At 70.6% G+C, this 13,769-nt stretch carries 13 protein-coding genes; 9 read left to right on the top strand and 4 right to left on the bottom strand.

Features of this window, described 5'->3' with window-relative positions:
* Positions 1–121: 121 nt before the first annotated feature.
* The 4 genes from urtC to J1M64_RS00570 all read left to right on the top strand — a co-directional run bounded on the left by urtC (position 122) and on the right by J1M64_RS00570 (position 3,907).
* A complete protein-coding gene (gene urtC / locus J1M64_RS00585; RefSeq protein ID WP_206472125.1) occupies positions 122–1,297 on the top strand; it encodes an urea ABC transporter permease subunit UrtC in 1,176 nt (391 codons plus the stop codon).
* The gene (gene urtD / locus J1M64_RS00580; protein WP_241260911.1) at positions 1,294–2,196 is read left to right on the top strand and encodes an urea ABC transporter ATP-binding protein UrtD; all 903 of its coding nucleotides are present in this window, start codon (positions 1,294–1,296) and stop codon (positions 2,194–2,196) included. Before urtC ends, urtD begins: the two co-directional genes overlap by 4 nt.
* On the top strand, positions 2,193–2,894 hold the full coding sequence (urtE, locus tag J1M64_RS00575) for an urea ABC transporter ATP-binding subunit UrtE (RefSeq protein ID WP_082923750.1): 702 nt from the start codon (positions 2,193–2,195) through the stop codon (positions 2,892–2,894). Before urtD ends, urtE begins: the two co-directional genes overlap by 4 nt.
* 308 nt (positions 2,895–3,202) lie before the next feature.
* Positions 3,203–3,907 carry an EcsC family protein gene (locus J1M64_RS00570; RefSeq protein ID WP_206472050.1) on the top strand — a complete coding sequence of 235 codons (705 nt, stop codon included), beginning with the start codon at positions 3,203–3,205 and terminating at the stop codon, positions 3,905–3,907.
* Positions 3,908–4,019: 112 nt separating this feature from the next.
* Here J1M64_RS00570 and J1M64_RS00565 read toward each other — a convergent pair whose 3' ends face one another.
* Both J1M64_RS00565 and J1M64_RS00560 read right to left on the bottom strand, forming a co-directional pair.
* Entirely contained in the window at positions 4,020–5,753 is a 1,734-nt protein-coding gene (locus tag J1M64_RS00565) for a helix-turn-helix domain-containing protein (protein WP_206472048.1), read from the bottom strand.
* Between the two features lie 14 nt (positions 5,754–5,767).
* Positions 5,768–6,574 (bottom strand): enoyl-CoA hydratase/isomerase family protein, encoded by an 807-nt coding sequence (locus tag J1M64_RS00560; protein ID WP_206472046.1) that lies wholly within the window; start codon positions 6,572–6,574, stop codon positions 5,768–5,770.
* A 139-nt stretch (positions 6,575–6,713) separates the two neighbouring features.
* On the opposite strand from J1M64_RS00560, the gene J1M64_RS00555 reads away from it, so the two are divergent.
* The 3 genes from J1M64_RS00555 to J1M64_RS00545 are packed head-to-tail and all read left to right on the top strand — an operon-like array spanning position 6,714 to position 10,562.
* Positions 6,714–8,540 carry an AMP-binding protein gene (locus J1M64_RS00555; protein ID WP_206472044.1) on the top strand — a complete coding sequence of 609 codons (1,827 nt, stop codon included), beginning with the start codon at positions 6,714–6,716 and terminating at the stop codon, positions 8,538–8,540.
* Positions 8,537–10,132, top strand: a complete 1,596-nt coding sequence (locus J1M64_RS00550; protein ID WP_241260910.1) for a sodium:solute symporter — start codon at positions 8,537–8,539, stop codon at positions 10,130–10,132. The genes J1M64_RS00555 and J1M64_RS00550 overlap by 4 nt, the downstream gene beginning before the upstream one ends.
* A complete protein-coding gene (locus tag J1M64_RS00545; protein WP_206472034.1) occupies positions 10,125–10,562 on the top strand; it encodes a hypothetical protein in 438 nt (145 codons plus the stop codon). Before J1M64_RS00550 ends, J1M64_RS00545 begins: the two co-directional genes overlap by 8 nt.
* 410 nt (positions 10,563–10,972) lie before the next feature.
* Here J1M64_RS00545 and J1M64_RS00540 read toward each other — a convergent pair whose 3' ends face one another.
* The gene (locus tag J1M64_RS00540) at positions 10,973–11,530 is read right to left on the bottom strand and encodes a hypothetical protein (protein WP_206472032.1); all 558 of its coding nucleotides are present in this window, start codon (positions 11,528–11,530) and stop codon (positions 10,973–10,975) included.
* Between the two features lie 145 nt (positions 11,531–11,675).
* Here J1M64_RS00540 and J1M64_RS00535 point away from each other — a divergent pair, with 145 nt between their 5' ends.
* Complete coding sequence (locus J1M64_RS00535) at positions 11,676–12,188, top strand: DUF6328 family protein (RefSeq protein WP_206472030.1); 513 nt, start codon at positions 11,676–11,678, stop codon at positions 12,186–12,188.
* A gap of 629 nt (positions 12,189–12,817) precedes the next feature.
* On the opposite strand, the gene J1M64_RS00530 is transcribed toward J1M64_RS00535, so the two are convergent.
* The gene (locus tag J1M64_RS00530; protein ID WP_206472028.1) at positions 12,818–13,429 is read right to left on the bottom strand and encodes a hypothetical protein; all 612 of its coding nucleotides are present in this window, start codon (positions 13,427–13,429) and stop codon (positions 12,818–12,820) included.
* A gap of 4 nt (positions 13,430–13,433) precedes the next feature.
* Here J1M64_RS00530 and J1M64_RS00525 point away from each other — a divergent pair.
* Positions 13,434–13,769, top strand: a 336-nt coding sequence (locus J1M64_RS00525) for a hypothetical protein (protein ID WP_206472026.1), incomplete at its 3' end; no start/stop codon positions are given.

The raw sequence follows: 13,769 nt of genomic DNA, 5'->3' as shown, positions 1-13,769 counted from the left end.
CACCCGAGCGGCTGGCGGCGCCGACTCCGCTGCCACCACTGCCCCCGATCCCGCCGCCGCGCCACCTCGGCGCACCCGCGCCCGGCGCCTGCTGACCGGCGACGCCGAGCGGCCCCGGTGGATGTTCTGGGCCGCGCTCGCGGTGGCCGCGCTGATCATCTTCGGTCTCGCGCCCGCGCTGCTGAGCGACTTCCGGCTGAGCCTGCTGGCCAAGTTCTTCTGCTACGCGATCGTCGCCAGTGGCATCGGTCTGGCGTGGGGGCGCGGCGGCATGCTGACCCTCGGCCAGGGCGTGTACTTCGGCGTGGGCGCCTACGCGATGGCGATGTTCCTCAAGATCTCCGACGCCCGCGACCGCGGAGGCGCCGACGCGCTGCCCGACTTCATGCAGATCGCCGGGATGCGCGAGATGCCCGGGTACTGGGTGCCGTTCGCCTCGCCCGGGTTCACGCTCGCGGTGATCCTGCTGGTCCCGCCGCTGCTGGCGTTCGGGTTCGGCTACCTGGTATTCAACCGCAAGGTCAAGGGCGCCTACTTCGCGATCCTCTCGCAGGCCCTGGCCGCGGCCGCCGCGATCTTCCTCGTGAGCCGGCCGGAGCTGGGCGGGTCCAACGGGCTTAACCGCTTCACCGGGTTCTTCGGGTTCGCGCTGTCCGACCCGGCCAACCGGCGGATGCTGTACTTCCTCGCCGGCGGCGCGCTGCTCCTCGTGGTGCTGCTGGTGCGCCAGCTCATGAATTCCCGCTTCGGCGAGTTGCTCGTGGCCGTCCGTGACCAGGAGGAGCGCGTGCGGTTCCTCGGCTACGACCCGGCGATGGTCAAGTCGTTCGCCTACGCCGTGGCCGCGTTCGCCGCGGGGCTCGCCGGGGCACTGTTCGTGCCGATCGTGGGGATCATCTCGCCGTCGGCGATCGGTATCGCGCCCTCGATCGCGTTCCTCATCGGCGTCGCGATCGGCGGCCGCGCGACCCTGCTCGGCCCGGTGCTCGGCGCGATCGGTGTGGCCTGGGCGCAGACCGCGTTCTCCGAGGCGTACCCGTCGCAGTGGACCTACCTGCAGGGCATCTTGTTCATCGTGGTGGTGGGGTTCCTGCCCGGCGGCCTGGCGTCGCTGTTCGTGATGCGGCGTCGGCGGGCGAAGGGCCAGGAGCCGACCGCGCCGACCACGACGACCACGACGACCACGACGACGACGACGAGCTCCGCCACCTCCGACCGGCCCGCCACCACCGGCATCGCCGAACCTGATCCCGATTCGACGGCGTCAGGCGCCGCTTCCCCCGAGGAGTCCCGATGACCCCGTCCACCGCCTTCGGCATCGGTGCCGCGCTGTCGGCCGGCACCCTGACCGGCGCCGAGATCGGCCTGCCCGGCTCCGGCGCCCGCAGGAACGCCCGGACTCGCTCCGGTGAGGGAGGCGCCGGCACCTACCTCGAGGTCCGCGACCTGACGGTGACGTTCGACGGCTTCAAGGCCGTGGACGGCGTCGACCTCACCCTGATCCAGGGCGACCTGCGGTTCCTCATCGGCCCCAACGGCGCCGGAAAGACGACCGTCGTCGACGCGATCACCGGGCTCGTGCCCGCCACCGGCACCGTCGACAAGTCCGGCCAGCCGGTGCTGGGGCTCAAGACGCACAAGATCGCCAAGATGGGCATCGGCCGCACGTTCCAGACGGCGTCGGTGTTCGAGGACCTCACCGTGGAGCAGAACCTCGACATCGCCGCCGGTGCCCGCCGCGGCCCGCTCACCCTGCTGCGGCGTCGCCACGGCCGGGAGGACAAGGTGACCGAGGCGCTGGAGACCATCGGGCTCGAGCACCTGGCCGGCACCAAGGCCGGGGTGTTGGCGCACGGGCAGAAGCAGTGGCTGGAGATCGGCATGCTGCTGGTGCAGGACTCCGACGTCATGCTGCTCGACGAGCCCGTCGCCGGCATGGGCGCCGAGGAGCGGCAGGCCACAGGGGAGCTGCTGCAGCGGATCGCCGCCGACCGCACCGTCGTGGTGGTGGAGCACGACATGGATTTCATGCGGGCCTTCGCCACCACCGTCACCGTCCTGGCCGCGGGCAAGGTGCTCGCCGAGGGCACCGTCGCCGAGATCCAGGCCGACCCCAAGGTGCAGCAGGTCTACCTGGGCACCGCCGCCGCGACCGGCACCGAGCTGGCAGACGAGACCGAGGAGACCCCACGATGACCGCACTGCTCAAGATGACCGGCGTCCGCGCGGGCTACGGCGGCTCGGAGGTCGTCCACGGTGTCGACCTCGAGGTCCCGGCCGGGGGAGTGGCCGCGATCCTCGGTCACAACGGCGCCGGCAAGACGACGCTGCTGCGGACCGCGGTGGGGCTGTTGCCATGCAAGGGCGGCACGATTGAGTTCGACGGCGAGGACATCACCTCCCTGCGTCCGCACGCGCGGGTGGCCCGCGGGATCGGCTACGTCCCGCAGGGACAGCAGTCGTTCACCCAGCTCACCACGGCCGAGAACCTGCAGCTCGTCGCCGATGGGCGCAAGCGCGGCAAGGCGCTGATCGACGAGTCGCTGGACCTTTTCCCGGCGCTGAAGGAGCTGCTCGACCGCAAGGCCGGCCTGCTCTCCGGCGGCCAGCGGCAGCAGTTGGCGATCGCCCGGACGCTCATCACCGAACCCCGGATGCTGGTGCTGGACGAACCCACCGAGGGCATCCAGCCCAACGTCGTCGCCGAGATCGAGCGCATCATCGTGGACCTGGCCTCCCGCGGCGACCTGTCGGTCCTGCTCGTCGAACAGCACGTGGGTTTCTCGCTGCGGGCCTCGGACGTCTATTACGTCATGGAGTCCGGGCGGATCTCGCACTCAGGCGCCTCTGATGCGACCGCCGCCCACGAGGTGTCGGCGGCGCTGGCGATCTGAGTCCGCGCCGACCGACCGCGCCGCCCGACAGCGCCTCCGCCTGCACCCGGGCCGCCGCCCGCCGAAACCGCCGCTGACCTGGGGTGCCCTGGACGACCCGTGCAGGGCGCCCCAGGTCAGAGGGCTCGGGCCGGCCACGCCGCGGGCGCGCGTCCCGCACCGAATAGTCGACACCGTTAACTGCTCGGGGCAAAGAGTGTTTATTCTCTTTCCCAGTGCCGAGACTTCCTCCCCGGCGCACGGGCTCACTTAGCGGCCGCAGTGAGAGCGAACCGTCCCCCTCAGGCCTGTCCGAAAGGCGCCCCCTCATGGCGATTGCCCAACCCAAGCGTGTCAAGGAGATCACCAAGTCGATCTCTGAAGGCGATATGGAGACGGCGGCCACGGCCACCATCAACTTCATCCTCGATTCGGGAGTGAACGGTTTCGGACCGGTCAAGGGTGCCGAGACCATCGCCGCCGAGGCACTCAAGCACTCCGGTGGCGACGCCGAAAAGGCCATCAAGCGGATCATCGCCACGCACACCAGGGTCGTGGGCGCGTCGGGGTTCGTGTCCGGACTCGGTGGGCTGGCCACGATGGCGGTGGCCATTCCCACGGATGTCACCGTCTTCTACACGCGAGCCACCCGCATGATCGCGGCGGTCGCACACCTGCGCGGATATGACGTTCACAGCGAGGAGGTCCGCAGTGTCATCGCGGTGTCGCTGATCGGATCCGCCGGTGTCGAGGCGATGTCCAAGGCCGGCGTCGAGATCGGCACCAAGACGGCCGTCGCGGCCCTGAAAAGGGTTCCGGGCACTGTCCTGACCAAGATCAACAAGGCGGTGGGCTTCCGTCTGGTCACCAAGTTCGGCACCACGGGGTCCATCAATCTGGTCAAGGTCGTGCCCGTGGCGGGCGCAGCCGTGGGCGGGACGATCAACATCGCGGGCATCCGATCGATCGCCGGCTACGCGAAGAGCAACTTCCCGGCAGTCGACCCAGTGGTCGTGCCGGGCACCGTCGTCTGAGCCTGCCGCCGGACAGCCGGCCCCTGCCGCATTGCGTCGAAACCGCCGCTGACCTGGGGTGCCCTGCACGGCCCGTTCAGGGCACCCCAGGTCTGGGTCGGGCCCCCGCACCTCACGCCCCCCGCAACTCCGCCAACCGCAGCGCCAGCCGCAGCTCCAGCGCGCGGTCGCCGCGTCGCCAGCCGGTGCCCAGCACCTGCTCCAGCCGGTCGAGCCGCTGGTACACGGTGTTGACGTGCACGAACAGCCGCTCGGCGGTGGCGGAGGGGCTGCCGTCGGCGCCGAACCACGCCTCGAGTGTCTCGAGTAGCGCGGTGCCGCGGGTGCGGTCGAAGTCGCGCACCGGGCCGAGGTTGCGCTCGATGAACTGCGTGACGAACTCGCGGTCGACCTCGCTGAACAGCAGCCCGTACAGCCCGAGTTCCTCGGTGGCGGCACCGTCGCCGGCCCGGTCGAGCGCGATGAGCAGCCGTGCGGCGCGTCCGGCCCGCTCGACGTGGTCGCCCACTCCCGCGAGCCCGGCGATGCCGGCGATCGGTCCGGCGGCCCCGACGGTCGCCCGGTGCGCGGCCAGTCGGGCGGCGACGTCGCGGGCGGTGGCACCGGCGTCGGTGCCGGGGAGCAGCATCACGCCGCGGTCGCCGTAGGTGGTGACCAGCCCGTCGTCGGCGCGGGCGAGGGAGCGGCACTCGGTCTCCAGCGCGCGCGTCATCCGGGCCTCGGCGGGCGTGATCACCAGCGCCACGAGGTCGGCGTCCACGTCCACCCCGAGCAGGGCGGCTCGTCGGGCGATGGCGTCGAGGTCGTGGTCGCCGGGGGCCAGGACCTCGGCCAGTAGCTCGCCGCGGACGCGGTTGTCGGCCTCGTCGCGCGCGCGGTGCCCCAGCAGGATCAGCGCGATCACCGAGCTCACGCGCGCCAGGACGGGCCGGATGGCGGGCACGGAGCCGCGGCTGGCGAACGTGACGTACCCGAGGTGGTCGGGTCCGGTGACGACAGGGGTGACGACGACGAGGTGGCCGTCCACAGACCGGGTGACCGCACTGGTCGATCGCTCGGAATCCGTGCCGACCTCGGCCAACACCTGCCGCAGCAGGTCGGCGGGCGGTCCCTCGGGGGAGCGGGCAGAGCCGATATCCCGGTGAGCGAGGTCGAACACGGCGGCGGTGCCGCCCTCGAGGTCCACCACGAGGTCGACGATCTCGGGGACGGTGGTGCCGGCGATGACCAGCCGGGTGAGCCGTTCGTGCAGGTCGACGGTGGCGGACAGGCGCGCGGTCTCGGCGTGGGCGATGTCGAGGGCGTCGCGGGTGGAGTCGAGGTCGCGTTGGCGGCGGGAGGCGCGCTCGGCGGCGGTGAGGGCGGCGGAGACCTGGTCGGCCAGCAGGGCGACGAGGGTGATCTCGTCCTGGGAGAAGGCGCGTTCGCGCCGGTCGGAGGTGAACAGTGTCCCGGTGAGCCGGCCGTGGGTGCGCACGGGGACGCCGAGGATCGCCTTGACGCCCTCGTCGCGGATGATCGGGTCGATGACGTGGGTGTACTGCTCGTCGGCCAGGTAGTTGCGGGTCCAGCGGGGTGCCATGGCCTCGGCGACCTGCCCGCCCAGGCCGAGGCCCATGCCCAGGCGGATGGTGTCGAACCGGGGACTGGTGGCGCCCTCGGCCATCCGCATGTAGGTGTCGCCGCGCTCGGGGTCGAGCAGCATGACGTACGCCAGGTCGGTGCCCACGAGTTGGCGGGCCCGGCGGATGGCGATGTGCAGCACGGCGTCCTCGTCCTCCGCCGAGGCGAGCTCGGCGGAGGCGTCGAGGATGTCGCGCAGCCCGAGGGCGAGGTCGACGGCCATGGCTCGAGCGGGGTTCAGCGGCCGGTGAACTGCGCCTTGCCGGGGCCCGAGTCCATGAACGACTGCATGCCGATCTCGCGGTCTTCGGTGGCAAAGAGTCCGGCGAACAGGGCGCGCTCGATGGCCAGGCCGGTGTCGAGGTCCACCTCGATACCGCGGTCGACGGCCTCCTTGACGGCTCGCAGCGCGATGCGGGGTCCGCCGACGAATTGCCGGGCCCACTCAAGGGCGCGGGCGGTGGCCTGCCCGTCCGGCACGACCTCCTCGACCGTGCGCAGCTCGAGGGCCTCGGCGGCGGTGAGCGTGCGGCCGGTGAGGCACAGGTCCTTGGCCACGGCCGGGCCGACGAGCCGGGTGAGGCGCTGCGTGCCGCCGGCGCCGGGGATGATGCCGAGCAGGATCTCGGGCTGGCCGAGCTTGGCCTTGTCCTCGGCGATGCGCCGGTCGCAGCACAGGGCCAGTTCCATGCCACCGCCCAGGGCCGCGCCGGTGATGGCGGCGACGGTGGGCTGGGGGATCGCCGCGACGGCCGTGAACGCGGACTGCAGCTCGCGGGCCTCGGCGACCATCCGGGCATACGGCATGTTCCGCATCTCCTTGATATCGGCACCGGCGGCGAAGACGCGCTCGCTGCCGGTGAACACCACGGCGTCGACGTCGTCGCGGCCGGAGACTTCGCCGGCCACCGCGCGGAGTTCCTCCTGCATCGCGCGGGACAGGGCGTTGACCGGCGGTCGGCCCAGGGTGACCAGCGCGATGCCGTCGGTGACGTCGAGGGTCAGGAACTCGTAGGTGGTGGAGGGGGATGGAGATTCAGACATGGGCACACTCCGAAGCTAGGGGGAATCTCCATTGTATGTGGTCCACACCACTTCTACGGTCATGGGGTGCCTGTGACGTGAGCATGCTCACAATCGCGAGACGAGGGCGGCAGCCATCACGAACGAAGGAGCGAGACCCATGCCATCCCACGCCGAGGCGACTCCCTGGAGTCCGCCACTGCGGCCCGAGGGCTTTCACTGGGAGATCCCGGAACGATTCAACATCGGCGCCGCGTGCATGGACGCACATCTCCAGGACGCACCCGCGATCGTGGTGGACCGCGGGGACGACCCACCGGAGATCACCACGTTCGGTGAACTCGGTGAGCGCGCCCGCCGGCTCATCACGTTCCTGCGGGAGCGCGGGGTCGGCGAGGGTGACCGCGTCGCCGTGATGTGCGCGCAGTCCGCCGAGACCGCCGTGGCGCACATGGCCGCGTACCTCATGGGCGCCATCGCGGTGCCGCTGTCGGTGAAGTTCGGTCCCGAGGCGGCGCTGTTCCGCATGGGCGACTCCGGCGCGGTCGCGGCCGTGTTCGACGCCGACTGCTACGCCCGCCTGGCTGACGAACTCGCCGAGCTGCCCGAGCTGCGCACCGTGCTCGTCACCGGCGATGCGGTTCCGGCCGCGACGTCGCCGGTGGCCGGGGCGATGCACGCGGCGGGTACGGCCCCGGCGGTCGACGAGTCAGCTGCGGCGGCCGCCGACGGAGCCGTGGCGGGCGCTGGCGCGGATGGCAGTCCAGCGGCGGATTCCGGCACGCTCACCGTGCTGCCGCTCGCGGTGGCGGAGGAGGCCGACGTTGCCGTCGTCGTCGCGGACACCGGACCCGACGACCCCGCGCTGCTCATCTACACCTCCGGGACCACCGGCCAGCCCAAGGGCGCGCTGCACGGGCACCGGGTCGTGTTGGGCCACATGCCCGGCGTGGTCCGCGCACTCGACGGGTTCCCGCGGCGCTCGACGGCCGGCGAGTCAGGCGAGCCCGGCGACGTGTTCTGGACGCCCGCGGACTGGGCGTGGGCCGGCGGGCTGCTCGACGTGCTGCTGCCCAGCCTCTACAGCGGGGTGCCCGTGGTCGCGTCGAACCGGCGGCCCAGCCCCGAGGCCGTCGAGCACATCCTGCGGAGGCACGGCGTGACCTGCTCGTTCCTGCCGCCGACCATCCTCAAGATGATGCGCGCGTCCGACGTCGACTACTCGCGCACCGGACTGCGGGCCGCGTTCTCCGGCGGTGAGGCGCTCGGCGAGGCAGTGGCCGAGTGGGCGCGCGAGGCACTGGGCGTGCGCGTCAACGAGATCTACGGCCAGACCGAGTGCAACCTCATCGTGGGCACCTGCCACGCCGAGTTCGCGACCCCGCCCGGATCGATGGGCCGCCCCACGCCCGGGTTCGACCTCGTGCTGCTCGATGAGACCGGCGAGCCGGTCGCGGCGGGGGAGGTCGGCGAGATCTGCGTGCGACTGCCCAGCCCGAACGCCTTCCTGCGCTACTGGAACGCGCCCGAGAAGACCGCGGAGAAGGCCGCCGACGGCGTCCTGCACACCGGTGACCTCGCGAAGGTCGACGACGAGGGGAACTTCTGGTTCTCCGGCCGCAACGACGACCTCATCTCGTCGGCCGGCTACCGCGTGGGCCCCGGCGAGATCGAGGACCAGATCCTGCGCCACCCGTCCGTCGAGATGGTGGCCGTGATCGGCGTGCCGGACGAGCTACGCGGAGAGGCGATCGTCGCGTACGTCGTCCCCGCGGAGGGAGTCGACCGCACCGCCGGGCACACCGCCGACCTCGCCGCCGAGATCCAGGCCTTCGTCAAACAGCGCCTGGCCTTCTACCAGTACCCGCGGGAGGTCGTCTTCCTCGACGAACTCCCCACCACCAACACCGGCAAGATCCGCCGCGCGCAGCTGCGCGCTGATCATCCAGCGCAGCTGCATGCCACCCACTCAGAGGACACGAAATGAACAATCCCGTAGTGATAGGCGTGGTCATCGTCTATTTCGTGCTCATGTTCGCCATCGGCGCCTGGGCCAACACCAAGATGAAGTCGGCCAAGGAATTCCTCGTGGCGGGCCAGTCGCTGGGCTTCTTCGTGATGGCCATCGCCAGCTTCTCGTCCATCCAGTCCGGCTGGGGCATGGTAGGCGGCACCGGGCAGACGTACGCGTGGGGCTTCCAGGCACTCATCGCCGTCGGACTGTTCGCGCCGTTCGGCTTCGCCGTCGCCTGGTTCCTCCTCGGTAGCCGTCTGAACTGGATCGGCAAGAAACACAGCGTCTACTCGGTGCCCGACCTCATCCGCATCCGCTTCCAGGACCGCACCTCCCACGCCACCATGTCGGTCGCGGTGTTCATCGCCTCGGTCGCCTACATGACCGCGCAGGTCACCGCGATCGGCGTGATCATCTCCCTGCTGCTGGGCACGTCGGTGTCGACCAGCGCGTGGATCGGCTCGCTCGTCGTGGCCGCCTACACGATGGCCGGAGGCATGCTCGCGGCCGTGTGGACCGACCTCATCCAGGGCGTGCTCATGGTGGTCATGTCCGTCGGGCTGTTCTTCTTCGCCGTCCAGATGGCCGGTGGCTGGGTGCCCATGCTCGACACCATCTCCACCACCAGCGCCGAGATGCTGGCGATCGAGGGCGTGAAGTCGCCCACCTACATCTTCGCCTTCGGCCTGTTGATCTTCGTCGGCGCCGTGGGTCAGCCGCAGCTGCTCACCAAGTTCCTCATGCTCCGTGACATGACGCAGCTCAAGTGGGGCGCCGCGGTCGCTGGCATCGCCTACGCGGTGACCACCCTGTTCTCGGTGGGCATCGGCCTGGCCACCCGCTCGATGACCATCACCGGCGACGCTCCCGAGCTGGAGAACATCGACGACACCGCCATCTGGTTCCTCGACTCGGTCACGCACCCGATCGTCGGCGGCATCGCCCTCACCGGCCTGCTCGCCGCGATCATGTCCTCGGCGTCCAGCTTCATCACCATCGGCGCCTCGTCGATGATGCGCGACCTGCCCGCCGCGTTCGGCATCCGCGTGGTCCGCGAACTGCTGTGGAGCCGGATCGCCACGCTGACGCTGGTCGTGCTCTCGGTACTGCTCACCCTGTTCCTGTCGCAGGTGGTGTTCCTGCTCGGCGCGCTGGGCTGGGCCGCGTTCGCCGCGGCGATCGTCGGCCCGGTGGTCATGTCGATCTACTGGGAGCGCGCCACCGCGACGGCCGCCACCGTGACCGTCGTCTTTGCGATCCTCGGCAACCTCATCATCAGCTCCCTGGCCGCCCGCGACATCATCTCGCTGCCGGAGTACATGCAGGTCGGCGGCATCTCGCTGCTCGTGTCGATCCTGCTGTTCTACGTGGTCTCGCTGGTCACCTCCAACCGCCACCCCGACGCGACCCTGGCGTTCCTCTACGGCGGCCCGGGCACCGGCACCGACCGTCCGCTCGCCGGCTCGACCGCCGCCGCCCCCGCCTCCGCCGCGGCTCCCGCTTCCAGCTCGGCTGCCGCCTCCAGCTCGGCTCCCGCGACCACCGAAAGGCCCGACCATGTCTGATCTCGCCGCACTCGACCGCGCCGGCGTACCCATGCCCGAGCACAAGCGGGCCGGCACCCTGATCCACGTGTTCGTCGGCGTAGCCGCCTTCGCACTGCTCGGCATGATCTTCGACGTGTGGCAGATGGTGTTCCTCGCCGTCCCGCTGTTCGCCGTGACCACCATGCTGCTGGGCTCACTGCGCTCCAACGGCACCTGGGACAATGCCTCCTCGATGGCGATCGTGGCCTACTGCGCGGGACTGGCCGTGCTGGTCCTGTGGTCGGTGCTCTCCGAGGCCGGCGATTCCACCCTCTGGGGCCTGTCGATGGCGATGGGCGTGATCGTCTACTTCGTCTGGCCCTACACGGCCGTCGGCGCGGGGCTGCTGTACGCGTTCGTCTTCGACCGCACCATCGACGAGAAGCGGCTGGCGGCGGTCACCGGCTGACCGCCTCGCCCCCCATAACGAACGCTCGCCTCGCCACTCGCCGGGGCGAGCGTTCATGTGTGGGGGCGGGCACCTCACCGTGGGCTGCGCGAAGCCATCGGGGTAGTACGACGACGACAACGGCCGCCACCGCCCCCGCACGCAGTCGCTCGCTCCGGCCGAACCGGTAGCGTCGGCAGGCCACGGGAGTGAACGCGACCTCGCGCCCGGCGGCGCAGAGCGTTACCGTGAGTGCGGAATCGGAGGTGGGTATGGCGGCGGAAGAGCAAGAGATCATCGGCCAGGCTCGCCTGAAGGATCCCACAACACTCGTGGACCTACTGACCGATGACGACGGCGATGACACTGAGCTCGAGCCAGGCCGACTCGGCCTCACGAGGCGTACCGCTGACCTGTAGCAGCGGCACTCGTCACAGCCGTCCGAGCAGCTCCTTCCACACCGGCCGCCAGTATGCGATCGCCTCGGCCGAGTCGAGCTTGGTGTGCGCCAGCCCCACGCTGGCCTTGCTACCGGAGCTGCCGCCGGCCTTGTCGCTGAAGTTGATCGCCACGCGTGAGCCGTCGGCCAGCGGGACCCGCCAGTAGCGCCACTTCTCCGACCGCGTCACCGAAGCCTCGCCGTCCACCGGGATCCCGCCGAACTCCTCGCGCCCGGCGACGAGCTCGGTCCACGCCTGCAGTGCAGAGTCCTTGTCCCCGGCGACGGTCCGCGAGGTGGAGAGCTGGAAGTCGCCGTCGCAGGACTGCCCCGGAACGCGCAGGCCGGCGTGCTGTTCGTAGGCGATGGCCGTGCCCTGCGCCCACCATTCGGCCCGCTCCACCGACCCGGGCATGTGCTCAAGCGTCAGCTGGGCGATCGCGGTGTGGTTCTTCTCCCGCGCCCCGGCCTGCTCGAGCAGTTCGACCCACTCGTCCCACGGGCGGCCGGTGGCGGAGGCGATGGCGGCGGTGTTGGACGGCTTGACCATGCCCTCATCGTGCCGGACCTGCGGTGCCCTGTAACCCCTGTGCAGGGCACCGCAGGTCAGCGGCTCGGCGTGGGCGAATCGGCGGTTAGATCCCGCCGCCGCGGGGACCGGACGACCATGGAGTGCACGCGGCGAGAGGAGCGTCATGCACGTCGACGGAGTCGGGGAACCCAACGGGGCTGAGCGCAACGAAACCGAGGCGCAGCGCATCGACCGAAACTGGATCGAGCTGCTGCAGGAACTGCGCATCGTCCAGACCGGCGGCCAGGTGCTCACCGGCTTCCTGCTGGTGGTGCCGTTCCAGGGCCGATTCGTGGAGATCAGCGGTGGCGCGCGTGCCCTCTACCTGGTGGTCTTGTCGCTCGCGCTGACCTCGTCGGTCATCTTGTTGGCCCCGGTGATGATCCACCGTGCGGTGTTCCGGTCGCATCGCAAGGACCGGGTGCTCCGGCTGTCCGCGACGCTCGCCCGTGTCGGTCTGGCGATTCTGGCGGTGGCGATGGTCGGCCTGGTCGCGCTCGTCTTCACGCTGGTGCTGGGTGCGGTGTGGGGTGCCGTCGCGGCGGCGGTGATGGCGGTGCTCGTCGTCGTCATGTTCTTCGTGGTCCCCGCCCGCCTCCGCCACCAGGCCGCGACGAACCCGTACGTCTCCGGCTGAACGCCGGGCCTGGCCGGGCTGGGCCTCGGGGCCGAAGCGCACGACGGCACCCACGCTGACCTGCGGCGCCCTGCAGGGCCCGTTCAGGGCACCCCAGGTCAGCGGTGTGATCGTGGGTCAGGCGGCTCGACCCGGAGGGCGGCTCGCGCGCCTGGGAGATGTGGGCGTTCTTCTCTCGCGAGGGCAGCGGGGGCACAGCTGAGGTAGGAGATCCTCGGACTCTGCTATCGGACTATCAGGCCGCCACGGGGGCGATTCCCAGGATGTCGGAACACACTTGGTCCAGCGGGCCGGAGGCCGTCTGGCTCACCGAGCAGGAGGTAGGGCCATGTCCGAGATGGTGTTCTGGTGGTGGGATCGGGTGCTCTGGGAGATCAGTAGGTTCGTGCGCGGTTCGCTCGGGTATCCCGAGTCGGGCTCGGTGGGTCCCCGCGTCATCACCCTCTGATGTGAAGCGCGTGATGTGAAGCGCGCCGGTTCCGCACGCGGGTGGGACTGACAGAGACTGTGACGACGACGAGGTCAGCTCCAGCCACCGCCAGCGTCCCACCCGGTGTGCGGAACCGGCGGGCCCGAGCGGTCCCGACCACGATCCCCTGTGGCCGGGGCCGCTTCCCGTGCGACGGTTCCTACGCCTCGGCGACGTCGGTGGTCGTCAGCTCGGTGCCGGTGCCGGTACTCATGCCGGGGGCCTGCTCGGTGGTGGGGGCCGCGGCGGCCGACGGGCTGGTCGTCGCCGTCACTCGAGGCAATGCGGGTAGGTCGAAGATCCACCCGGCGGTGCCGTCGGGCCGGAGCATGGCCTGCTGCGCGGAGTCGTCGAGTTGGAAGGCGATGACGATCTCGTAGTCCCGCCCCGGCGACAGGGGAGTGGTCGTCGAGTGAGCGGCCTGCTCGCAGTCCGAGTTGAGCGTGGTGGCCTCGCGGGTGGACCCGCCGGAGCGGACCTCGGCGAAGTCGCCCGGGGCGACGGACGCCCACCTGTCGGGGCCCGCTTCGGCGGAGGTGGTGATGCTCAGCGTGAGCTCGACTCCGCAGCCGGGCGTCCGCACGATGTCCTCGACCTTCGCGGTGCCCAGTTCGACGCCGTCGCGGTTCACGATTGCGAACTCCCGCCCCACGCGCACAGACTCGGGATCCTGCGGTCCCTCGGCCACGGCGGTCTGCTCGGTGGTCTCGGGCGTTGCTTCCTCGGTCGGGACGGAGGACTCACTGCTGGCCGGCTCGGAGGTCCCGGGCACGGTCGTGCTCGATTCGGAGGACTCCTGCGTCGAGGTGGTCGACGTCGCGGCAGCTGTGGTCGTCGCGGGAGTAGAGGTCGTCGGCGACGGTGTTGCACTCGTCGTGGTGGTGGCCGCGGAGTTGTCGGCGGTCTCGCGGTCGCTCTCGTCGTTCGCGGCGTCGTCGAGCGTGGGCAGCTCGGATTCAGGCGTGTCGCCGTCGATCGCACTGCTGTCCTCGGTGGGAAGCACCGTGGTGGGCTCGACTGTCGGCTCCATTTCCGGGGTCATCCGCAGAGCAGTCCTGCTCGCGAAGGTTGCCGTTGCCGGCTGGTTGGGGGCCACAGGGAGGGCTTCTGGC

It is taken from the genome of Dietzia sp. KRD202, assembly GCF_017168155.1.
Lineage (GTDB): Bacteria > Actinomycetota > Actinomycetes > Mycobacteriales > Mycobacteriaceae > Dietzia > Dietzia kunjamensis.
This window is presented reverse-complemented; position numbering and strand designations above follow the sequence as displayed.